The 22,377-nt window shown below is 60.8% G+C and carries 22 protein-coding genes; 8 read left to right on the top strand and 14 right to left on the bottom strand.

What is annotated here, in order from left to right:
* Positions 1–461 precede the first annotated feature (461 nt).
* Genes ACEPP2_RS07505 through ACEPP2_RS07485 form a run of 5 tightly spaced genes read right to left on the bottom strand, consistent with a single transcriptional unit; the run spans position 462 to position 6,346 of the window.
* Entirely contained in the window at positions 462–1,979 is a 1,518-nt protein-coding gene (locus ACEPP2_RS07505) for a malonate--CoA ligase (protein ID WP_395516213.1), read from the bottom strand.
* Positions 1,976–3,403: a malonyl-CoA decarboxylase gene (locus ACEPP2_RS07500; protein ID WP_395516212.1), complete on the bottom strand. Its 1,428-nt coding sequence runs from the start codon at positions 3,401–3,403 to the stop codon at positions 1,976–1,978. The genes ACEPP2_RS07505 and ACEPP2_RS07500 overlap by 4 nt, the downstream gene beginning before the upstream one ends.
* Positions 3,400–4,716, bottom strand: coding sequence for a TRAP transporter large permease (locus ACEPP2_RS07495; RefSeq protein WP_395516211.1), 1,317 nt, complete (start codon positions 4,714–4,716; stop codon positions 3,400–3,402). Before ACEPP2_RS07495 ends, ACEPP2_RS07500 begins: the two co-directional genes overlap by 4 nt.
* Positions 4,713–5,288, bottom strand: a complete 576-nt coding sequence (locus ACEPP2_RS07490) for a TRAP transporter small permease subunit (protein WP_395516426.1) — start codon at positions 5,286–5,288, stop codon at positions 4,713–4,715. Before ACEPP2_RS07490 ends, ACEPP2_RS07495 begins: the two co-directional genes overlap by 4 nt.
* Before the next feature lie 53 nt (positions 5,289–5,341).
* Complete coding sequence (locus tag ACEPP2_RS07485) at positions 5,342–6,346, bottom strand: TRAP transporter substrate-binding protein (protein ID WP_281977009.1); 1,005 nt, start codon at positions 6,344–6,346, stop codon at positions 5,342–5,344.
* A gap of 103 nt (positions 6,347–6,449) precedes the next feature.
* Here ACEPP2_RS07485 and ACEPP2_RS07480 point away from each other — a divergent pair, with 103 nt between their 5' ends.
* Positions 6,450–7,127, top strand: a complete 678-nt coding sequence (locus ACEPP2_RS07480; RefSeq protein WP_281977008.1) for a GntR family transcriptional regulator — start codon at positions 6,450–6,452, stop codon at positions 7,125–7,127.
* A gap of 99 nt (positions 7,128–7,226) precedes the next feature.
* Here ACEPP2_RS07480 and bfr read toward each other — a convergent pair whose 3' ends face one another.
* From bfr to ACEPP2_RS07455, 5 genes are all read right to left on the bottom strand, one after another.
* The gene (gene bfr / locus ACEPP2_RS07475; RefSeq protein ID WP_077548797.1) at positions 7,227–7,712 is read right to left on the bottom strand and encodes a bacterioferritin; all 486 of its coding nucleotides are present in this window, start codon (positions 7,710–7,712) and stop codon (positions 7,227–7,229) included.
* The gene (locus tag ACEPP2_RS07470) at positions 7,678–7,989 is read right to left on the bottom strand and encodes a (2Fe-2S)-binding protein (protein WP_281977007.1); all 312 of its coding nucleotides are present in this window, start codon (positions 7,987–7,989) and stop codon (positions 7,678–7,680) included. The genes bfr and ACEPP2_RS07470 overlap by 35 nt, the downstream gene beginning before the upstream one ends.
* Before the next feature lie 150 nt (positions 7,990–8,139).
* Entirely contained in the window at positions 8,140–11,574 is a 3,435-nt protein-coding gene (locus ACEPP2_RS07465) for an error-prone DNA polymerase (protein ID WP_395516210.1), read from the bottom strand.
* Positions 11,571–12,986, bottom strand: a complete 1,416-nt coding sequence (locus ACEPP2_RS07460; protein WP_395516425.1) for a Y-family DNA polymerase — start codon at positions 12,984–12,986, stop codon at positions 11,571–11,573. Before ACEPP2_RS07460 ends, ACEPP2_RS07465 begins: the two co-directional genes overlap by 4 nt.
* 40 nt (positions 12,987–13,026) lie before the next feature.
* Positions 13,027–13,950 (bottom strand): ImuA family protein, encoded by a 924-nt coding sequence (locus ACEPP2_RS07455; protein WP_281977005.1) that lies wholly within the window; start codon positions 13,948–13,950, stop codon positions 13,027–13,029.
* 165 nt (positions 13,951–14,115) lie between these two features.
* Here ACEPP2_RS07455 and ACEPP2_RS07450 point away from each other — a divergent pair, with 165 nt between their 5' ends.
* Positions 14,116–14,553 carry a metallopeptidase family protein gene (locus ACEPP2_RS07450; protein WP_052640745.1) on the top strand — a complete coding sequence of 146 codons (438 nt, stop codon included), beginning with the start codon at positions 14,116–14,118 and terminating at the stop codon, positions 14,551–14,553.
* A 24-nt stretch (positions 14,554–14,577) separates the two neighbouring features.
* Here ACEPP2_RS07450 and ACEPP2_RS07445 read toward each other — a convergent pair whose 3' ends face one another.
* Together ACEPP2_RS07445 and ACEPP2_RS07440 are read right to left on the bottom strand one after the other, a co-directional pair.
* Entirely contained in the window at positions 14,578–14,784 is a 207-nt protein-coding gene (locus tag ACEPP2_RS07445; protein WP_281977004.1) for a DUF1737 domain-containing protein, read from the bottom strand.
* Positions 14,781–15,665 carry an HpcH/HpaI aldolase/citrate lyase family protein gene (locus ACEPP2_RS07440; RefSeq protein ID WP_395516209.1) on the bottom strand — a complete coding sequence of 295 codons (885 nt, stop codon included), beginning with the start codon at positions 15,663–15,665 and terminating at the stop codon, positions 14,781–14,783. The genes ACEPP2_RS07445 and ACEPP2_RS07440 overlap by 4 nt, the downstream gene beginning before the upstream one ends.
* A gap of 108 nt (positions 15,666–15,773) precedes the next feature.
* On the opposite strand from ACEPP2_RS07440, the gene ACEPP2_RS07435 reads away from it, so the two are divergent.
* The 6 genes from ACEPP2_RS07435 to ACEPP2_RS07410 all read left to right on the top strand — a co-directional run bounded on the left by ACEPP2_RS07435 (position 15,774) and on the right by ACEPP2_RS07410 (position 20,721).
* Positions 15,774–16,001, top strand: a complete 228-nt coding sequence (locus ACEPP2_RS07435) for a hypothetical protein (RefSeq protein WP_077548792.1) — start codon at positions 15,774–15,776, stop codon at positions 15,999–16,001.
* A 132-nt stretch (positions 16,002–16,133) separates the two neighbouring features.
* On the top strand, positions 16,134–16,739 hold the full coding sequence (gene leuD, locus ACEPP2_RS07430; protein ID WP_281977002.1) for a 3-isopropylmalate dehydratase small subunit: 606 nt from the start codon (positions 16,134–16,136) through the stop codon (positions 16,737–16,739).
* Between the two features lie 15 nt (positions 16,740–16,754).
* On the top strand, positions 16,755–17,144 hold the full coding sequence (locus ACEPP2_RS07425; protein WP_395516208.1) for a RidA family protein: 390 nt from the start codon (positions 16,755–16,757) through the stop codon (positions 17,142–17,144).
* 96 nt (positions 17,145–17,240) lie between these two features.
* Positions 17,241–18,350 carry a 3-isopropylmalate dehydrogenase gene (leuB, locus tag ACEPP2_RS07420; RefSeq protein WP_281977000.1) on the top strand — a complete coding sequence of 370 codons (1,110 nt, stop codon included), beginning with the start codon at positions 17,241–17,243 and terminating at the stop codon, positions 18,348–18,350.
* 367 nt (positions 18,351–18,717) lie between these two features.
* Positions 18,718–19,752 carry an aspartate-semialdehyde dehydrogenase gene (locus ACEPP2_RS07415; RefSeq protein WP_052640759.1) on the top strand — a complete coding sequence of 345 codons (1,035 nt, stop codon included), beginning with the start codon at positions 18,718–18,720 and terminating at the stop codon, positions 19,750–19,752.
* A 156-nt stretch (positions 19,753–19,908) separates the two neighbouring features.
* The gene (locus tag ACEPP2_RS07410; protein ID WP_395516207.1) at positions 19,909–20,721 is read left to right on the top strand and encodes a lytic murein transglycosylase; all 813 of its coding nucleotides are present in this window, start codon (positions 19,909–19,911) and stop codon (positions 20,719–20,721) included.
* A gap of 10 nt (positions 20,722–20,731) precedes the next feature.
* On the opposite strand, the gene ACEPP2_RS07405 is transcribed toward ACEPP2_RS07410, so the two are convergent.
* Together ACEPP2_RS07405 and pdxY are read right to left on the bottom strand one after the other, a co-directional pair.
* Positions 20,732–21,412: a carbonic anhydrase gene (locus ACEPP2_RS07405; protein ID WP_281976998.1), complete on the bottom strand. Its 681-nt coding sequence runs from the start codon at positions 21,410–21,412 to the stop codon at positions 20,732–20,734.
* 47 nt (positions 21,413–21,459) lie between these two features.
* Complete coding sequence (gene pdxY / locus ACEPP2_RS07400; RefSeq protein WP_395516206.1) at positions 21,460–22,329, bottom strand: pyridoxal kinase PdxY; 870 nt, start codon at positions 22,327–22,329, stop codon at positions 21,460–21,462.
* Positions 22,330–22,377 lie beyond the last annotated feature (48 nt).

Below are 22,377 nucleotides of genomic sequence, written 5' to 3'. Positions count from 1 at the left end.
GCCATGCGCACTCCTCCTGCACAAGGCAATGCACGTCCTGCAACTGCGGTCGGTCAGGTTGCCAACCCTTCCTCGATTTCGTGGCGGGGCTGGATGTATACAAAAGGTGCTGTCAGGATTTTCGTCGGGCGAACAGGGGTCCGCCGTCATTCTGTCAGCTTTACCTCCCAGCCAGCTGCCATTTCGCCGTCCCCAGCAATGCCCGACCTCCCGGGCCGGATCTGTCAGGGAAGGATTCAAACGTAGTTTCTGTATACAGCTGCTGTCAATATGGAGCTGCATCAGGCATCGTTCATCTTAAGGTGTATACGGAGGCGTCAACGGCTCCAGCCGCCGTATGCCATCGGGGCAGGCAGCCTGGCAGCCTTCCCGCGAGAACAGGAGCCGGGTCCCAGGCAGGTCTGTTGGTTGCAAGTTCGATTTCCTTGACGGCAAGTCGTCGGCAGCGATTGGGCGGGGGATCAGTTGCGAGAGGTGTATAGGCCCGCGTAGGTATCTCTCAACACATTCTTCTGGACCTTGCCCATCGTGTTGCGCGGCAGCTCATCGACGAAGATGACCTGCTTTGGCTGCTTGTACCGCGCTAGCCGATCCCCGAGCCCGTCCAGAATATCCCGCTCGGTGATATTTGCATGAGGCTTCCGTACCACGATGGCCGTCACGCCCTCGCCGAAATCGGGATGAGCCACGCCGATGACCGCGCTCTCAAGCACCCCGTCCAACTGGTCGATCTCGGTTTCGACCTCCTTGGGATAGATGTTGTATCCGCCGGAGATGACGAGATCCTTCCCCCGGCCGACGATGTGGACATAGCCTTTCTCGTCGATCCTGCCGAGGTCACCGGTGATGAAGAAGCCGTCGCTACGAAATTCCGCTGCTGTCTTCTCCGGCATCCGCCAGTAGCCCTGGAAAACATTCGGGCCCTTCACCTCGATCATCCCCGTATCGCCGTCAGGAAGGATCCTGCCCGTTTCCGGGTCAGTGATCCGCAGCTCGACGCCAGGGAGCGGGAAGCCAACCGTCCCCGCGATCCGCTCGCCTTCGTAAGGATTGGAGGTATTCATGTTCGTCTCGGTCATGCCGTAGCGCTCGAGGATGGCATGGCCGGTGCGCTCGAAAAAGCTTCGGTGGGTCTCCGCAAGAAGTGGCGCCGAGCCGGAAATGAAAAGACGCATTCCGGCCGTCGCCTCCTTTGTCAGGCCCTCGTGCTGCAGGATGCGGACATAAAAGGTCGGCACGCCCATCATCACGGTGGCCCGCTGCATGCGCCGCAGCACCTCGTCGGGGTCGAACTTCGGCAGGAAATCCATGGAGGCGCCCGAAAGGAGAACGACGTTCGACGCCACGAAGAGCCCATGAGTGTGAAAGATGGGCAGCGCATGGATCAGGCGGTCGGATGAGGTGAAGCGCCAATAGTCGCAGAGGGTTCGTGCATTCGACAGGAGATTGTCATGGGTAAGCATGGCGCCTTTGGAGCGGCCGGTCGTCCCGGACGTGTAAAGGATCGCAGCCAGATCATCCGGTCCCCTTTCGGAATCGCTGAACGCACTGCTTTCCGCCTTGGCGCGTTCCATCAGCGTTCCATTCCCCTTGTCATCCAGCGTCTCGACCAGCGCTCCATGCGCGTCGGCGACCTTCGCCATGCCTTCCCGTGTCCGTGGATCGCACACGACGAGTCGCGGCTCCGCATCGCCGACGAAGTAATCGATCTCAGCCAGTGTATATGCCGTATTGAGCGGAAGGTAGATCGCTCCCGCGCGGACGCACGCGAGATAGAGCATCAGTGCCTGCGGGCTCTTCTCCACCTGAACGGCCACCCGATCTCCCGGGCGCACGCCGAGCTTGTCGAGGGCGGACGCAATACGGCCTGACTCCTCGAGCATGTCTCCATAGCTCCACGTCCGACCATCGAGCGCTTCCAGGAAGAGGGCATCGGGATCAGCGGCTGACCGGATGGCGTCGAAGAGGTGATTGGTCATGATGCGGACTCCGTCGGGGCCTTGTGCTGTTTTTCATGCTCGTGCGGGTTGGAAGAAGCCCCCGGGGCTGGAAGGAGGCCGCGGGATCCGCGATCAGCGGGGATCATCCGCCGTATCGCAGGCGTCGTGACGACCTCGCCTCTGGCTGCGAACGCCTCGTGGTTGGTCTCGATCTCGTCGAGCTTGTAGAGATAGTTCACCATGAGGCCGCGGGCTTGGCGCATGGCGCGTGGGGACCGGTCCGCCAGATAATTGATGCGCTCCAGTCTGGCGCCGTTGCCGAGGTGGAAGCGGGCAACAGGATCAACGACTCTTCCCTGGGGATCACGGGCACGCAGGAAGTAAGAGGCCGCGGCAGTGGTGAGTGCCGCCTCCAGGACATCTGCCCCCTGCTCTCGCTCTTCCCATCCGGGCTCCTCCGTCTGGCGGAGAACCTCCCGGGCGGCATCCGGCAGCGCGTCGGACACTTCATTGCGAAGCTCTCCGGAGAGCCATCTCGCAAAGCCCGGAACGGGTGAAAGCGTGACGAAGGTCTGGAGCCTGGGATGATCCCGCCTCAGGTCCTCCACGACCTGCTTGATTAGGAAGTTGCCGAAGGACACGCCGCGAAGGCCCGCCTGGCAGTTGGAGATTGAATAGAACACTGCAGTCGTCGCCTCTCCGGCGGGAAGAATCGTCCGATCCTCGCGCAGAAGCGAATCGATGCTTGAGGGCATGTCGCGGGTCAGGGCGACCTCGACGAAGATTAGCGGATCGTTCGAAAGTTGCGGGTGGAAGAAGGCGAAGCAGCGGCGATCTTCCGGCTCCAGCCGCCGCCGCAGTTCATCCCAACCACCGATGTCGTGAACCGCTTCGTATCGGATGATCTTTTCCAGGACATTGGCCGGCGTCGACCAGTCGATCGGCCGCAGCAGCAGGAAGCCGCGATTGAACCAGGAGCCGAAGAGATGGGCAAAATCCGCATCGACAGCCGCGAGCTCCGGAGCAACATCCTTGAGCTTGAGAAGGGCTTCGCGCATTTGCACGAGTGTCCGGATACCGTCGGGCGCGAGGTTCAGCCGGCGGATCAGTTCCTGCCGGCGGGGCTCGGCAGCAAGATGAAGTTCGAGCAGGGCCTCCGGTCCCTGGTCTCTTCTATACTCCTCGATTGCCCGTTCCAGCCTCCCTAGGTCGGGGCCGAAATCTTGAAGCAGCAGCAGCATGAATGCGCGCTGCTCTTCCTGCGAAAATCCCTGCCAGCGTCGCAGGATGTTCTGCGCCAGTGCCATGCCGGAGGCTTCTCCCCGGCTTGACAACAGGGTCTCACAAAGGCTTGTCGTGCCCGCCACCGGGTTCTCGTCATCGCGGGGGGCGAGCGACAGGAAGCGCCGCCCCCTGTCGGCAATCGCCTGCAGCATGTCGGCGAACTGGAATGTTCCGGTCATTCCACCACTCCAAGCATCTGGTTGGGAAGCCAGGTCGCGATATCGGGGAAGAGGCACAGGATGAGGATGGCGAGGAACATCACGAGGACATAGGGGAGCGAACCCCACAGGATGTCCCTGGTCGGCACTGTCGGCGCGATTGCGTTGATGACGAACAGGTTAAGCCCGATCGGCGGGGTAATCAGCCCTACTTCCATGTTGATGGTCAGGACGATGGCGAACCAGTAGGGATCGAAGCCCGCCTGGGTGACGATCGGAAACAGCATGGGTGCGGTCATGACGATGACTGCCACCGGCGGCAGGAACATGCCGCACACGAGCAGGAAGACATTGATGATCGCCATCAGCACCCAGCGGTTGACGTCCATGTCCGCGATCACCGTCGCGATCGTCTGCGTGATGAAAAGCGACGAGAGCGCAAAGGCAAAGAGCTCGGCGGCGGCCATGATCATCATGATCATGACGCTCTCCCGCATGGCCGAGGCGAAGATGCCGCTCACGGCGCGGAACCTGAAGAGCCGGTAGGCGATGATCACTACGAGGAGGGTAAGAAGAGCGCCTGCACCCGCGGCTTCCGATGGCGTAGCGATGCCCCCGTAGAGCACGTAGAGCGTGCCCGCGATGATCAGTAGGAACGGCAGGATGCGCGGCATCGCCGACAGCCGCTCCTTCAGGGTGTAGCGGACCGAGCGGGCTGCGAATTCGTAGCCCTTGCGCTTGCAGTCGATGATGGCCCAGACCATAAACATCACCGTCAGCATGATCCCGGGAATCACGCCCGCCATGAACAGCCGCCCGATTGAGGTCTCCGTAGCAATGCCATAGACGATTAGGGTGACGGACGGCGGAATGAGTATCCCGAGCGTGCCGCCCGCAGCAATCGATCCGGTAGCGACGGAATTCGGATAGCCCCGCCGCAGCATTTCCGGGATGCCCATTTTCCCGATCGCGGCGCAGGTTGCTGGCGAGGATCCCGTCATTCCGGAAAAGATCGCGCAGGAGCCGATGTTCGACAGGACGAGGCCTCCGGGAACTCGGTTCAGCCAGCGGTCCAGCGAGGTGTAGAGATCAGACCCGGCTGGCGAGGAGGCCACGGCTGCACCCATGAGGACGAACATGGGAATCGAGACATAGGCAAGGTTGGCGATCCCGGAAAACATCGTGTCCCCGAGAATGTAGAAGATATTGAAACCGTCCTGCAGGAAGAGCGCCACGAAGGCGGCAAGACCAAGCGCGAAGGCGATAGGCATTCCTGTCGCGAGAAGACCAAACAGCAAGGCGATGATCAGAAGACCGGCACCGGTGGCGCTCATGGAAGGTGTCCCTTCTCGTTGGCTCCGGCGCTTGTGGCCGGAAGGGGAAGTTCGGGACTGGGGATACTGCTTGTGTCGACCGGCTGCTCAGCCAATCCCAACAGGACCAGGATGTTGGCTGTGTATTGAAGGCACAGCAGGAAGAAGCCTATCGGGAGAGCGGCCAACGGTATCCAGAGCGGTGGGGCCCATACGCTGGAGTGCTTCCAGTTACCGGTCCAGGCCTCCTCGAATTGCACCCAGGTCGCCGCCAGCATGACGATGCAGAATACGAGGCCCAACATGGCTCCCAGGATCCGCAGCCTCTTGCGGTTTTGCTGGCCGAGCAGCAGCTCGACGACATCGACACCGACATGACCGCCCTTGAGGAGCACGTAAGGAGCACCCAGAAATATGGCGGCGGTCGCGGAAAAGATGACGAAGTCCGTCTGCCAGATGGTCGGCAGACGGAAGACGTATCGCATGAGGATCATCTGGCAGACGACCAGCATGGCGATTACGATCAACGCGGTGGCCATCACCGCGAACAAGCGGGACACCCTGCCCACCCAGAGGATATAGGGGTTCAGCATCGCAAGAATCTCCAGTGGAGACGGACGGCGCGCCAGTGCGCGCCGTCTTTTACTCATTCGACTGCGAGCGCCTTCTCGATCAGCTTGTCGCCTCCGGAGACCTTCTCGGCAAAGTTCTTGTAGGAGGACTCCTTGGCGAGGGCGAGCCAGGCGTCATAGTCTTCCTTGGACATCTCGACCACTTCGACACCCGCCTTCTTGTAGGTATCGATCATCAGCTGGTCGCCCTTGCGGACTTCGGCGTCGAAGAAGGCTTCCGATTTCTCGCCTGCAGCGAGGATGGCTTTCTGTTGTTCCTCGTTCAGCCCCTCAAAGACCTTCTTGGACATCAGGACCGGTTCGTACATGAACCAGAGCGCGTTCTCCCCGGGGGCGGTGAGGCATTTGGCATGCTCAAAGAGTCGATAGGAGACGAAGCTCGCCGAGGATGTGTTGGCGGCGTCGAGAACCCCTGTCTGCATTCCGCTATAAATCTCGGACGAAGGCATCGAGGAAATTGACGCCCCCGCGGCGACCAGCATTTCCTCGAAGGCCGGGCCGGCGGCGCGGATGACCTGCCCCTTGACCGTCTCAGGCGAGGTAATGCAGTTCTTCTTTGATGCAAATGCGCCCGACAGCCAGGCATCGGCGATCACCATGGCGCCGGCATCCTCGATCACCTTCTTGATATCAGTCATGAACTCGGAATCGTTCAGCCGCTTGGCGCGGTCGAAATTGCCGACGAGTCCGGGCATCAAGGTCGCCGAGAACTCCGGATGCCGCCCCGACGCATAGTCCAGGGGGAAGGATGTCATGTCGAGAATCCCGCGCGTCACGGCGTTCCACTGATCGTTCGGCTTGTAGAGCGACGATCCGGGATAGACCTGGATTTCCAACCCGACGTTTGCGGCAGCGACTTCGCGGGCGATGATCTGGACCATCTCGTCACGGATGTCTCCCTTGCCGCCGGGGAACTGGTGCGATGCCTTCAGGACAGTCTGTGCCGATGCGGTCGATGCGACCAAGCCGCCGATCAGCACTGCAGCTGAGAACCTCAGCGCTCTGGTGAACCTAATCATTTCATTCCTCCCTTTGCCTCGACCCTCCTGTCGAAGCCTTGGAATGATGAAATCAGCTTGCGCACAATGTCAACTATTTTGTATACAAGAATGAAGATTGTGCATGAGGTGGGACGTGAGTGCCAATACGCATCAGAAGCTGAGGGATGAGATCGAGAACTGCATCCTGACCGGCGAGTTTCATCCCGGCGAACGTCTTGACGAGGTTCAGTTGGCTGGTCGGTTCAACGTTTCGCGGACACCCATTCGCGAGGCGCTGCTACAGCTAAGTGCGATCGGGCTCGTGGAGATCCGCCCGCGGCGCGGCGCCATCGTCGTCGATCCGGGACCGGAGCGGGTGTTCGAGATGTTCGAGGTCATGGCCGAGCTGGAAGCCATGGCCGGTGCTCTTGCGGCTCGTCGACATCAGGAGCAGGACCGGTCCGCAATCCTGGAGGCGCTTGAACGCTGCCAGGAAGCTGCAGAAAGCGACGATACCGATCGGTATTATTACGAGAACGAGGTCTTCCACCGGGCCATCTACGCGGCCAGTCACAGCGGCTTCCTTGAGGAGCAATGCACAAGCCTGCACCGGCGCCTGCGGCCCTACCGCCGCCTGCAGTTGAGGGTGCGCAACCGGATGACCGTGTCGCTTGCCGAACACAGGGAGATCGTTGAAGCCGTCTTGGCAGGGGATGCGGATGCTGCCCGCATGAGCCTGCGCCAGCATGTTGCGGTGCAGGGCGACAGGTTCGGGGACCTGGTCTCCGGACTTCAGAAGATGGAGCGTAGACGAGCCTGATCGAACCCACTCAATGGATCCGGTCCCATCGAAACACCGGCGCACCCTCGGAAGGAGGCGTCGCCCGGAATGCCATGGGGCTCCGGGCGCCGGATTGCTTTACTCGGCGGAGTCCGCGGACTCGGCATTGAGGAGGCCATAGCGCTCCTCGCCGATCTTTCCAAGCAGATCAAGCTGGGTCTCGAGGAAGTCGATATGACCTTCCTCGTCGGCCAGCAGTTCTTCGAAGAGTTTCATGGAGACATAGTCTCCAGCGGCATGACAGACATCGCGGGACGCCTTGTAGGCGGTGCGAGCGTCGTATTCGCCGGCAAGATCTGCCTCGAGCACTTCCTTGACGTTCTGGCCGATGCGCAAGGGAGCGACCGTCTGGAGATTGGGGTGGCCTTCCAGGAAGATGATCCGATCGATCAGCTTGTCGGCGTGATGCATCTCCTCGATGGATTCTTCCCGCTCTTTCTTGGCAAGCTTGGTGTAGCCCCAATCCGATAGAAGACGGTAGTGGAGCCAGTACTGGTTGACGGCGCCGAGTTCGAGGAACAATGCCTCGTTAAGCCGCTCGATGACGCTGCTGTCGCCTTTCAATGTCCGCTCTCCTGTTTTCTTCGTGGAACTGTTTCAGGCGGGACATATAATCGATTACCTCAGCCGTCGTCGAGTGCCGCTCGGCGTGATAATCCTCGGTGGTCTTGATGATGATGTCGACGACGTTGGGGAAGCAGCCACAGCAACGACCGCGCTTGCCCATGGCATGATAGACTTTCGCGGGAACGATCAGCTGCCAGCAGTCCTCATTGAGAAGCTCGACGATGACTTCGCGGATTTCGTTGTCAGTGATGTAATTGCAGCTGCAGACTAGCATTCTCGGTCGACCCGTCAAACATGACCAGTAACGTCCGCTTTTTGCGAAACAGGATGGCTTCTGTCAAGATAGAATCATCCGGCTATTAGCGTTCGCTTGCGCTCGCGACCCGACTGCGCCGACTTGCCACACCTCCTGCGACCGCGCCGGTTAGTGGAAGTTGCGTCCCTTTGGCATGACATCCTGTGGGCGTGGCTCCTCGGAGAAAAGGCTGCTCCCCTTTCCTTTCGTGATATCGCGTCCGTCCCGCTCAGGTCCCCTTGGTTTGCGATAGCTGCCGCAGCCTGAACCCAATGTCTCGTCCGAGCCCGGGCGAGGCCCGCCGAACCGCCGCACCTCCTTCTGGAGCAGACCGAGCATATGCGTGATATCCTCGATATGCTCCACGACCGTATGAATGACACCCTGGGCGCTCTGCAGCCGGCCACGGATCTTCACCATGCGCGCGCCCATCACCACGGGGCGATATTGCTCGAACACCTTCGGCCAGACGATGGCGTTGGCCACCCCTGTTTCGTCTTCCAGCGTCATGAAGATCACGCCTTGCGCCGATCCCGGGCGCTGGCGCACCAGGACCAGCCCGGCAATGATGACCTTCCGCCCGTTCGGCACCGAAAGAAGGTCCACGCTGCGGCTGACACCCATCCGGACGAAATCCTCGCGAAGGAAGGACGTTGGATGGGCCTTCAGGGAAAGCGTCAGATGGCGGTAGTCTTCGATAACCTCTTCTCCCGGCAGCATGTCGGGCAGCTTTGCAGCCGGCTCCACCTGGAGTTCTCCCTGCTTCACCTGATCGAACAATGGCAGCTTGTCGGCAGCCTTCCGAGCATCGAGGCCGCGCACCTGCCAAAGCGCGGCGCGGCGCGAAAGGCCGATTGAGCCGAAGGCATCGGCATCCGCAAGCCGCTCGAGATCCGCCTTGTCGAGGCCGGAGCGTAGCCACAGATCGCGAACGGAAGCATAGCCGCTGCCGCGGTTCTCGAGCAGCCGGTCGCGAATGGACCGCTCAGACAGGCCCTTGATCTGGCGAAAGCCCAGTCTCACAGCCGTGTGGGTGCGGATCACCCGGCGCATCTCGCTATGCCTCGGATCGATATCCTGCGGCCGGAACGGCGCCTCCTCCAGGCTGCTGTCCCAGTCGGACAGGTTGATGTCTACCGGCCGGACCTCGACTCCATGTTCCCTGGCATCGCGGACGAGTTGGGCCGGCGCATAAAACCCCATGGGCTGGGAGTTCAGAAGGGCAGCACAGAAGACATCCGGATAATAGGTCTTGATCCATGAGGAAGCGTAGACCAGCAGCGCAAAGGATGCGGCATGGCTTTCCGGAAAGCCGTATTCGGCAAAGCCTTCGATCTGACTGAAGCAGCGCTCGGCAAATTCCCGGCTATAACCGTTTCTGGTCATTCCGGAGACCAGGGCCCTCTTGAACTCCACCACCCGGCCCGATCGCTTGAAGGTCGCCATGGACCGGCGCAGCTTGTCGGCTTCCGATGGCTTGAACCCTGCCGCAGTGATAGCAATCTGCATCACCTGCTCCTGGAAGAGCGGAACGCCGAGCGTCCGCTCCAGAACCACCCTGAGCTCCGGCTTCTCGTAACGGATCTCCTCGCCCTTGAGCGCCTTCTCACGGCGCTTCAGATAGGGATGCACCATGTTCCCCTGGATCGGTCCAGGCCGGACGATCGCCACTTCAATGACGAGATCGTAGAAGCGCCGCGGCCTCAGCCGCGGCAGCATGCTCATCTGTGCCCGGCTCTCGATCTGGAAGACGCCGATCGTGTCGGCGCGGCAGATCATGTCGAAGACATTCGGGTCGTCTCCCTTGGTCAGCAGGCTCGCCAGCGTTTCCTCCTGCCCGTAATGATCCTGCAGGAGCGCCAGACCTCTCCTCAGGCAGCTCAGCATCCCGAGCGCCAGCACGTCGATCTTGAGGAGCTTCAGCGTATCGAGGTCATCCTTGTCCCATTCGATCATGTAGCGACCGGGCATGGCGGTCTTCATGATCGGGACCACCTCGTCAAGCCTGTCGCGCGTGATCAGGAAGCCGCCGACATGCTGGGTCAGGTGGCGGGGAAAGCCCATCAGCTCCCTGGCATGGGCAATGACCTTCTGGGTAGTGGGATGGGCAAGGTCGAGGCCGGCCACCTTTGCTTCCCGCTCCGAAAGCCCTTCTTCAGACCAGCCCCAGACGGTGCTTGCCAACGCCGCCTGCACGTCTTCGGAAAGACCGAAGGCCTTGGCCACTTCCCGCCCTGCCATGCGGGTGCGGTAGCTTGTCACCGCTGCCGTCAGCCCCGCATGGCGGAAGCCGTAATGTTCGTAGATATATTGAATGATCTCCTCGCGCCGCTCGTGCTCGAAATCGACATCAATATCCGGTGGCTCGTTCCTCTCTGTCGAAATGAAGCGCTCAAACAGAAGCGTGCTGTGCTGGGGATCGACCTCGGTAATTCCAAGGCAGTAGCAGACAGCGGAATTGGCCGCCGAGCCCCTCCCCTGGCAGAGGATGTTCAGCTTGTGGCGGGCATGCCAGACGATGTGGCGCACGGTGAGGAAATAAGGCTCGTACTGCATCTCCTTGATGAGATCGAGCTCATAGCGGATCAGATCGGCAACCTTCTCCGGCACGTTGTGGGAATATCGCTTCTCGGCTCCCTCCCAGGTCAGGCGCTCCAGCGTTTCCGCCATGGTCTCACCCGGCACGCTCTCGTCCGGATAATTGTGCTGCAACTCGTCCAGAGAAAAATGAAGCTGGCTAAAGAATTTTCCCGTATTGGCCATAGCCTCGGGATAATTGTTGAAGAGGCGTGCCATCTCCCGTCCCGTCTTCAGGTGCCGCTCACCGTTTGGCGCCAGTCGGAAACCGGCTTCGGCAATGGCTACATGTTCACGGATTGCAGTCACCACGTCGGAGAGGGAGCGCCTTTCCGGAAGATGGAAAAGCGGCTGGTTGCTGGCCAGAAGCGGGACGAGGTGCGTGGCGGCGACGGCCGCAAACGTGGCGAAGACAAACCTGTCCTGTCCGTCATAGCTGGGAGACAGTGTCAGATAGACGGTCTTGCCGAACGTCTGGCGAAGCAGCTTCAGAACCTCTCCGAGCTTTTGCAGATAGGCATGATCGGAAGCGCAAGCGGGATCAGGCGTCACCGCCAGCATCATCTCGTGCCCCCATTCCACGAGATCCCATTCCTCCAGGATGCAGTTTCCCTTTTCCGTCCGAAGGTTGCCGCGGCTGAGGAGGCGGCAGAGATTGCCCCATCCCTTCCGGCTCACCGGATAGGCCAGGACGTCAGGCGTCGCGTCGGAGAAAACGAGCCGCGCGCCGGGCTGCATGCGGCAAGGAGACGGAACCTCCTTGTCGTCGTCAGGCCCTTCCTTTCCTCGCTGATGCCGTTCGGAAAGATCCCTGACATGGCTGTGGGCACGCACCACCCCGGCCACCGAGTTCCGGTCGGCAATACCAAGCCCCCCCAGCCCGAGCAGGGACGCTGCCAGCACCATCTCCTCCGGCTTCGATGCCCCTTCCAGGAAGGAAAAATTGGTCCGGGCGCCGAGCTCGAAGAAAGCGGGATCCGACATCACGCGAAGATCCCATGCATGTGCCATGTGGGGCGATAATCGGAACTGTAATGACCCTGGCGATAGACCCAGAACCGGTGTCCGGATGCGACTTCAAGTTTGAAGTAGTCCCGCTCCTGCCCCGCTTCCTGGTCCAGCCACCATTCCGGCGAGATACGCTCCGGTCCTTCCGCCCGCGCGACATCGTGAAGAACGCGGCGCCAGCGGAAGCGGCTCGGCGGCCCGTCCGGAACGATTGCGGCAAAAGCCTCCACGGGCTCCGGTCTTGGAAGCAGCCGCAGTGGCCTTTCCCGTCCCGTCGTGACAGCTGGGTTCTGCCTCCCCTCATTTCTCGCATCATGACCAAGAGCGGGGTACGCGAAAACGGCGCGTTCAGGGATATGGCTTTCCCGGAACTGGAATGCCTGGAGCACGTCGTCCCCCAGCCTGGCCGATACCCGGTCGATCAGATCCGCCAGGGGCGCTTCTCCAGACGCTTTTCCCAGAAGATTGTCCTGGCTCGCCTCGTAAGGATCATGCTGAAGGACGTTGAGCCGCAGAAGCTCGAAGCCAAAGCCTGCATCCAACTCGTCATGAACGGATTTCAGTTTCTCCGCGAATAGTCCGGCGATCCTCTGCGGATTCCGCAGAGGGCGGGATGCGCCGGCGACGATGCGGAACACGCGGCCATCCACCCGAAAGAGTACTAGTTCGAAGACCCGTCCTCCCGCCCCGCGCGCCTCCAGACTGGAACAGAGCGACTGGGCAATCCGTGAAGCCAGTTCCAGTATGTCCTCTTCCGCCTGGATCGCTTCCGCCAGCTTACGCTCGACCGACAGGAAAGCGACCGGACGCCGGGGGGAGATGGGCTCCTCCTCATGCCCGAGCGCCTGGTCGAGGCGAAGCAGGACTTGGCTGCCGAACCGGCGGGCCAGTGGCGCCCGTGGCATGGAGATGAGATCTCCCACCCGCTTCAATCCGAGCTTGTTCAATGCGGCTATGGTGTCGGCCTCGATACGCAGACAGGCCACGGACAGCGCCTCAAGCACTTCCTGCGCCGCACTATCAGCAATCACCCCGCCGGCTCCGAAACGGGATGCAGCCCAGGAGAGGCCTGGGGATCCCGAAATCGCTCCCTGAACCTTGAACCCCATCTGGAAGAGGCGCAGCAGGATATCGTCGAGCAGAACCTGCTCCCCGCCGAACAGATGCGCGCAACCGGTGATGTCCAGGAACAGGCCGTCACTCCCGTCAAGGGCCACCAGCGGCGTATAGCGATCGCACCAGTCGGCAATTGCCTCCAGGAGTGCCCTGTCGGCGGCGGGATCTTCCTCGGCGACATCGATTGCCGGATGTATGGCTCGCGCCTCGGCAAGACCCTGACCCTGCCGCAAGCCCATTTCCACCGCCAATTCATCCAGCGCCGTGAGGCGCACGGCATTGTCGCGCCGGCCCGAGCAGAGCAGCGGAGGATGGTCAGGACGCCCGGCCAAACGCCACGAGCCGCCCCAGCGCCGGCGTGCGATCCGGTCCGTCGGCAGGTGCGGGAAGACCAGTGCCAGAATGCGTTGGCCCGCTGATGGAAAGGCGAGACGGCTCTGGTGGCTGGGCAAGTAAGAATAGGCGGTCACGGGAATTCCACTCCAGGGTAAAAGAGAGCGGAGCCGGGTTGCGGCTCTTCTCAAGCGTCAGACGGAAGACTGGAAAGCCGATGCTGCCGCCAAGCATGGCTCCATTGGGAAGGACCCGCTCCGAAGCGGAACCCGGTTCGGCACGGAAGCGGAATACGGCGCTGCTCGCCTCCTCCTCGCCCGCATGCCGCAAGAGCAAGATCGGCCGCCTCGCCGCCTTTGCCCGCAAGCTGAGCCTCCGGCTCTCGGACAAGCCGAATGCAGAAGGATTGCCTCTGATTTCGAGAATGGTCGCGGCCAGCGCACCGCTCGCCGCCGCCGTTTCCGCCAGCCACAACGCCTCCTCCAGCTTTCGAGGCGTGGCCTGGAGGAAGTGCTTTATCTTGAGACCATATTGCGCAAGCCCCACCGGATAAGGCAGTCCAGTCTCGCCATTGGAGAACCTGTCGCTGATCCACAAAAGGGCAGAGGCTTCAGCCTGCCGCTGGATAAGAGCCGCCAGCGCCAGAACAAAACCACTGCCTGCTCCGGCATTGCGCATGGCAGATGTCCGAATCTCCGTTATCCCATCCAGGGGCAAGCCACCCTCCAGTGCTGCATCCATGTCTGGAAGGCCGATCTCAAGGCGATGGGGAAATCTGATATGGTGGATTTTCTGTTCACCCCGCGCCTGCTCCTCGCCTACCAGCGTGGGAGCCTTGCCTTCCAGTTTGGCAATCGTCTTACGCAGGGCAAAAAGTCTCTCCTGCGCCGTGGCATGCTTGGCCATGGCGTCAGCTCCATTTCAATGTTCACTTTATGTTCTAATGGATTCCAGAGCTCTCCAGAAGAGTCAACAGCCATTTTAAGAGAAGAGCCGGCTTCCTCGGGAGCTCTATGAATCCTCTCGAAAATTTCCGGAAATGGATTATATGAGCTTCAACAAGGAGCATCTATGGCCCGTATAGACCAAACCGACGATTGGCGAGATCGCCACGCGCCGACCCTCAGCGCTTTTGAATCGTTGGCCATCGAAGCCTATGGCAACCTGCCGGAAGAATTTCGGGCGCTGACGACCAATCTGACCATCGAGATCGAGGATTTCCCGGATGACGAGATCTTCGAGGACATGGCGCTGGAAACGCCCTTCGACCTGCTCGGCCTCTTCGAAGGGCGCGGCATTTCCGAGCGCTTTTCCATGGAGACCGGCGAGTTGCCGAACCGCATCCGGCTCTATCGCCGTCCGATCCTGGACTACTGGGCCGAGAACGAGGAAACGCTGGGCGATATCATCACCCATGTGCTGATCCACGAGATCGGCCACCATTTCGGTCTGAGCGACGACGATATGGAGCGGATCGAGGCGAGCGCCGAAGAGGCGACGGATCGCTGATCCGCCCCTCTTCTTGAACCGGCTCTACTGCTCGCCGAGCTTCATGTCCGGATGATAATCCTTCCCTTCGACGGTCTTCGTGACCGCCTGCCCGCAATACATCCTGTTTTCAGAGGCATTGAAGCTGTGGCTGGGTGATCCATGCAGTTCCCAGCCCTTGTTCAAGGCATCGGTCACACGGTGGCAGAAGGAGGCGTCGTCGGGTCCGGTCAGGAAGCGGTAGAGTTTCATGCTTTCATCTTTCTCTCAGAGATCTGTCGTGCCTTGGCCATGAGCCGTTCGGCCTGTTCCAGGTGAAGCCGCTCGACCATTTTCCCGTCCATGTTGATGACGTTGAGGCCCTCCGCGGCCGGATCGGCAAAGGCGTTGATGATTGCTTCGGCCTCCGTGACCTCCTCATCCGACGGTCCGAAAGCACGGTTAGCAGCCTCTATCTGAGCGGGATGGATCAGCATCTTTCCATCGAAGCCCATGGCGCGGCCTTCGGCGCATTCGACCGTAAACTCCTCGGTATCGCGGAAATCGTTGAAGACGCTGTCGATCACATCCAGGCCGTGGGCCCGAGCCGCCAGCACCACCTGCATCATCCACGGCACCAGATAGGCTCGCCCAGACTGGGGCAAAACGGCTGTTTCCTTGCGCAGGTCGTTGAGGCCAAGCACGAGACAGTCCAGCCGCGCATCGGCCGCGGCGATGGCCGCCGCGTTCAGCACGCACCCTGCCGTTTCCATCATCGCCCAAAGCCTTACGCCCGGCGAGGTTGCGGCAAGAGCACCCGCAGCTTCATGGATATCCTGCGGACCCTCCACCTTGGGAAGAAGCAGTGCATCCGGCTTGAGCTCAAGGATCAGGTCTAGATCCACTATCCAAAAATCAGAGCCTGGGGCATTGATGCGGATTATGGTCTCCCGCCCCTCAAGTGGCGCCTCCCGAAAATGGCGGCGCAGGTTTTCCCGCGCTTCCGCCTTCTTCTCCGGGAAGACCGAATCCTCCAAGTCGAAGATCACCCCGTCGCAGTTCAGGTCCTGAACCTTGTCGAGAGCCCGCTGGTTGATGGCAGGGACACTCAGTAGGGAACGTCTCGGCGGCGAATGCTTCGGGGAAGTGCTCATCGCGATTTTGTGACAAGCTTTTGCATGCGCCGCAATACGCCAGCCATCGAAAAGCCTTGCAAGCCTGATGTTGAACGACCACATTTCCTGGAGAGAAAGGTTCGGCCCATGCAAAACATTCGTTCATTCGTCCTGTTCACCAGCGGTGTCGCCCTCTTTGCGCTGGCTGCGCTGTTGACCGCTTCGCTCACAGTGGCCTTTGCGGGTATTCTCGGCGTGCTGGCAGCTGGACGTCTCCTGTCGGCACGTCTGAAGCCGATCCCGGTGAAGACGAAAGCCCGCAAGGATGACATGCGGGTCTGGAACGACGGTCGCGGCACGATCATCGATCTCTGAACCTCGCATCTCCATCGACGCGAGCGCCTGATTTTTCGGGCGCCTGCCGTACCGCGCAAAGCCAAACGGTTCTTCAAATCCACCTGGATTTGCGTTAAGGGCTTCCGCAGATAATCCGTGCGGAGGCAGATCATGGAAAAGTTTACCAAGCTCACCGGCGTGGCAGCGCCGCTTCCGGTCGTCAATGTCGACACGGACATGATCATTCCGAAGGACTACCTGAAGACGATCAAGCGCACGGGCCTCGGCAAGGGACTTTTCGCGGAAGCCCGCTACAAGGAAGACGGATCGGAAAATCCGGATTTCGTGCTGAACAAGCCCGCCTACCGCAACGCCAAGATCCTCGTGGCTGGCGACAATTTCGGCTGCGGCTCCTCCCGCGAGCACGCGCCTTGGGCACTCCTCGACTTCGGCATCCGCTGCGTCATCTCCACGAGCTTTGCCGACATCTTCTACAACAACTGCTTCAAGAACGGCATCCTGCCGATCGTCGTCAGCCAGGACGATCTCGACAAGCTGATGGACGATGCTTCGCGCGGTTCGAATGCCGTCCTGACCGTTGACCTTGAAGCTCAGGAGATCACCGGCCCCGACGGTGGCTCAATCCATTTCGACATTGATCCGGCGCGGCGTCATATCCTTCTTGAAGGCCTGGACGACATCGCCAGCACGTTGAAGAACGAATCCGTCATCGGCAGCTTCGAGCAGAAGGTCAGCGCCGAGCGGCCCTGGCTCTGATCGGGCCCGCCGGTGATGGTCAGGCGCGTCTCGTCCGGGTCCCCTTTCGAAGCCAGCATCGGCTATTCCCGCGCCGTCGTAGATGGCGACATGGTCTATGTCTCCGGGACCACTGGTTACGACTATGCGCGGATGGAAATGCCCGAGAATGTGGCCGATCAGACGCGCAACGCTCTGGCGACGATCGACCAGGCCTTGAGGGAGGCGGGAAGCGGGCTGAACGACGTTCTTCGTGTCCGCTACTACCTGACCGACATGGCCGACTACGAGCAGATCGTTCCGGTTCTTGGGGCGGCGTTCGGTAAAATCAGACCAGCAGCCACCATGGTGGTTTGCGGCTTGATCGCGCCCGAAATGAAGGTCGAGATCGAGGTAACGGCACGCATCGGCGCCGGTACATCCTGACAAAACTTGGCGGCCTTCTCCTCTCGGCAGGCTCGGAGGAGGTCTCGTAGCACGATGGTCGTGCGGAGGTGAGCCTGCCACCGAGAGGAATAACGAATGACGAAGTCTCTCTTCCTGCTTCCCGGCGACGGCATCGGCCCGGAGGCCATGGGCGAGGTCCGCAAGATCATCGCCTATATGAATGCCGAGCAGGGCGCAGGCTTCGAAACCGATGAGGGGCTTGTCGGCGGTTGCGCCTACGACGCCCACGGCGCGGCAATCTCGGAAGGGGACATGGCCAAGGCGATGAATGCCGATGCGGTGCTGTTCGGTGCCGTCGGCGGCCCGAAGTGGGACGACGTGCCTTACGAGGTTCGTCCCGAGGCCGGCCTGTTGCGCCTGCGCAAGGATCTCGAACTCTTCGCCAACCTTCGCCCGGCAATCTGCTATCCGGCACTGGCCAACGCCTCCTCGCTCAAGCCCGAGCTTGTCGAAGGCCTCGACATCCTGATCGTCCGCGAACTGACCGGCGGCGTCTATTTCGGTGAGCCGAAGGAAATCATCGATCTCGGCAACGGCCAGAAGCGCGGCATCGACACCCAGGTCTACGATACCTATGAAATCGAGCGGATCGCCTCGGTGGCGTTCGAGCTTGCGCGCACCCGCAAGAACCGCGTGTGTTCCATGGAAAAGCGCAATGTCATGAAATCCGGCGTGCTCTGGAACCAGGTGGTGACCGAAACCCATAAACGCGCATTTTCGGACGTCCAGCTCGAGCACATGCTTGCTGACGCAGGCGGCATGCAGCTTGTGCGGGCGCCAAAGCAGTTTGACGTCATCGTCACCGACAACCTCTTCGGCGACATGCTGTCCGACGTGGCCGCCATGCTCACCGGCTCGCTTGGCATGCTGCCCTCCGCCTCCCTTGGTGCTCCCGACGCCAAGACCGGCAAGCGCAAGGCGCTCTACGAACCTGTCCATGGCTCCGCACCGGACATTGCCGGCAAGGGCATCGCCAACCCGATTGCCATGATCGCCTCCTTCGCCATGTGCCTGCGCTATTCCTTCAACATGGTCGCAGAAGCCGAGCGGCTGGAGAAGGCGATCGCCAATGTCCTCGACCAGGGCATCCGCACCGGCGACATCATGGCCGAAGGTTGCCGACAGGTCGGGACGTCCGAGATGGGCGATGCCATCCTCAAGGAATTCTCCGACCTTTCTGCCTGAAAAGATCTCAGTGGCGCTTCAAACGGAGCGCCACTGATTTGAGGACTCCGGCTTCCGACAGGACGGCCTCAACAGCGGTCGGCGCTTGACTCCACATCAGAATCTTCTAAACACCACGTCGAACGGGAAAGCATCCTATGAACCGCCGCGAGTATTACATCGCTGCAGACTTCCAGCCGGCACATGGTGCTGGGCTGCATTCATGCTTTTCCGCCTCCAGCAAAACCACGGCCAAAACGACGACGAAAACCGTCTGACGTCTCTGGCCCGCCGCTCTCTCCCCGGTTAGGCCGGGGACAAGGAAACCCGCGATCCGTCGCGGCTTCCCCCTCAACGGATCGAGGAGAGGCAGAAAGAGAGCAAAATCATGGGTTTCAAGATTGCAGTCGTCGGTGCTACCGGCAATGTCGGGCGCGAGATGCTCAACATCCTGTCGGAACGGGGCTTCCCGGCTGACGAAGTGGTGGCACTTGCCTCCGCCCGCTCGCAGGGCACGGAGGTCTCCTTCGGAGACAAGGTTCTGAAGGTCCAGAACCTCGAAAACTACGACTTCTCCGATACCGATCTCTGCCTGATGTCAGCGGGCGGCGAGATCTCGAAGAAGTGGTCTCCGAAGATCGGCGCGCAGGGCTGCGTCGTCATCGATAACTCATCGGCTTGGCGCTATGACGCCGAAGTTCCGCTGATCGTTCCCGAAGTGAATGCGGATGCTGTCGAGGGCTTCCGCAAGAAGAACATCATCGCCAACCCCAACTGCTCGACCGCCCAGCTCGTCGTTGCGCTGAAGCCGCTTCACGACGTCGCCAAGATCAAGCGCGTCGTCGTGTCGACCTATCAGTCCGTTTCCGGCGCCGGCAAGGAAGGGATGGATGAACTCTTCACCCAGACCCGCGCCGTCTTCGTCGCAGACCCGGTCGAGTCGAAGAAGTTCACAAAGCGCATCGCTTTCAACGTCATCCCCCATATCGATAGCTTCATGGAAGACGGCTACACGAAGGAAGAGTGGAAGGTGCTGGCCGAAACGAAGAAGATGCTCGATCCGAAGATCAAGGTGACCTGCACCGCAGTTCGCGTTCCCGTCTTCATCGGTCACTCCGAATCCGTCAACATCGAGTTCGAAAACGAGATCACCGCCGATCAGGCACGAGATATCCTGCGCGAGGCGCCGGGCTGCCTCGTCGTCGACAAGCACGAAAACGGCGGCTACGTCACCCCCGTCGAATGCGCCGGCGAAGACGCGACCTACATCTCGCGCATCCGCGAAGACGCGACGGTAGAGAACGGGCTGAACATGTGGGTCGTCTCGGACAACCTGCGCAAGGGCGCAGCGTTGAACGCCGTGCAGATTGCAGAACTCCTCATCAACCGGGGCCTGATCAAGCCGCGCAAGCTCGCGGCCTGAAGGGAATGAGAACACTACCGGCGTAGATCGCGCCGGTAGCCAGCTTCGACCTTCACGAAGAATTTTAGTGAGGACGAGTTGAAGCGGGCGGCAAGAGTCCCATAAAGCTCCACTCAATGGAAATAGGGCAACCAGCCCCTCGGAACCGGATCAACCATGCTGAACACCTTGCGTCTCGCCACTTTTGCGGCTGCCTTCATGTCCTTGGCCATGCCTGTTGCGGCAGCTCAGTGCGGCAACGACAGTTCCGGCTTCTCGAACTGGGTCCAGGCGTTCAAGCCTCAGGCGGTCGCCAATGGCATAAGCCCGCAGGTCGTGGAAACTGCGTTCGCGAACATTTCCTATAACCGAGAAACCATCCGCGCCGACCGAGGCCAGAAGAGCTTCAAGCTCTCCTTCGAGCAATTCATGGAAAAGCGCGGCGGCGCAACGATCATTGCGCGCGGCAAGAAGATGAAAGCAGGCAATGCCCAACTCTTCGCCGCAATCGAGCGCCGCTATGGAGTACCGGCCGGGCCGCTCCTCGCGATCTGGGGAATGGAAACGGGCTTCGGCAACTTCCTGGGAAATCAGCATACGTTGTCGGCTGTCGCCACGCTCGCCTACGACTGCCGCCGCTCTGCCTACTTCACCGAACAGCTCTACGCTGCGCTGACGCTTGTGCAAAGGGGAGACCTGAGCCCTGCCGCGAAGGGTGCCGCCCATGGCGAGATCGGGCAGACGCAGTTCCTTCCGGTCAACGTCGTGCGCTATGGCGTGGATGGCGACCGTGACGGACATGTCGACCTTGTGCGCTCACGCGCCGATGCGCTTGCCTCCACCGCCAACTTCCTCGTTGGCCATGGTTGGCGACCCGGCGCCGGTTATCAGCCGGGTGAACCGAACTATGTGGCGATCCAGGGCTGGAACGCAGCAACCGTTTATCAGAGGGCGATCGCCCACATAGGCGCGGCAATCGACGGCCAGTAGACGTCACCCCTCAGGCGGCAGGTTCGGAATCTTCCAGCGGCGCAGCCGATCGATCGCTTGGCCGGACGAAATCCCCGGTCTTTGCGTCCATGATCCAGAGTTCGCCAGTCGAGATATCGAACCACGCGCCGTGAAGAAGCACCTTCCCCTGCTCTTCCAGTGCACGGACATAGGGAAACGTCCGAAGGTTGCTGATGGAATTGCGGATCGACACCCGCTCCAGTGCCGTCTGACGTTCGCTCGCGGTCATCAGGTCATTGCTCTGGATCTGATCCGCAGCGGGGCGAACCAGCCCCATCCATTTTCCGATGAAGTCGCCGGGCGACAGCGGCTCCATGTCGGGGTCGAGCGCCGCCTTGATGCCGCCGCACCGCCCGTGACCCATGATGACGATGTTCGGGATCTTCAACGCCTGCACGGCAAACTCGATCGCTGCGGAGGTCGCATGATACTGGCCATCCGGTTCATAGGGCGGGACCATGTTGGCGACATTGCGCACGACGAAGAGTTCCCCGGGCCCGCAGTCGAAAATCGTCTCTGGCGCCGCTCGTGAATCGCAACAGGCGATCACCAGGGTGTGCGGATTCTGCCCAGCTTCCGCCAAGGTCCGGTAGCGGTCGCGTTCATCGTTGTAACGGCCGCTCATGAAGTTGCGGTAGCCGCTCAGGAGGTGCTCGGGAAATTGCTGCATGGCTTGGGATTCTCCTGAAAGTGCTGCGGGATCTGTAACCGCGGATGTCATCGTCTTACCCGCTGAAGCGGATGGATCAGCCGGCGCATGTGCACCATTGCCATGGGACTGGTCAAACTGGCAGCATCGGTCTCTAGCGTAAGCTCGTCGCTGCCGCGCTTGGCCGTCCGGGCGAGGATCTCATAGACGCTCGCCGTTGCCAGCTGCAATGCCCTCTCCTCGTCTGCTCCCGTCATCAGGCGGGCGAGGAAAAGCGCCGAAAGAAGATCACCCTGCCCGTTCGGCGGATTGTCAATCAGGCGGTGTTCAGCAAGAAGAGCATGTGTGCCGGTGAGATAAAGATTGCCGGTCCCACCGGCCATCATCGGTATGGCGGAGGTCACTAACATCCGCGATGGACCGAGCGCCAGCGCCGCCTCCATGATCGCGGCATTGCTGTCGAGCTCGCTTCCGGCGAGCCATGCAAGCTCGTATCGGTTCGGGGTTGCGACACTGGCCAGTGGCAGGAGCTCGTCGCGGATTGCCTCCGCAGTCGACTGCGGGATGTAGAGCCCACCGACGTCACCTATGACGGGATCGCAGACGTAGAGGAGGTTTGGATTTCTCTCCTGTAGCGCGCGGACGAGCCTCGCAACCGCCTTCGGTTGCCGCTCGTTTCCGAAATAGCCTGTCAGGACGGCACTGACCTCGCCGAGCCAGCGCGCGTTGATGAGATCATCTATCGCCTTGTCGAACTCGTCGGCAGCAAATGTCAGGCGAGTCGAAGGACCGTGGCCGGGATGCCAGGGCAAGACAACCGTTGGCAGCGCCCAGACTGGAAATCCCAAAGTTTCCAACGCGAAGACAGCCGCGCGATTCCCGACGGAACCGCGTACAACATGGCTGGAGATGACGATGACGGCGCCGGAATTTTGCATGTTCTTGCGTTTCCGTTTTGCCTAGCTTGATGGTTTCTTCGCGCCTGC

Origin of the sequence: Pseudorhizobium flavum (assembly GCF_044142885.1) — a bacterium.
In the GTDB taxonomy this organism is placed as follows: domain Bacteria; phylum Pseudomonadota; class Alphaproteobacteria; order Rhizobiales; family Rhizobiaceae; genus Neorhizobium; species Neorhizobium flavum.
Note: the sequence above shows the minus strand (reverse complement) of the source record. Positions and strands in the feature narration are given on the sequence as shown.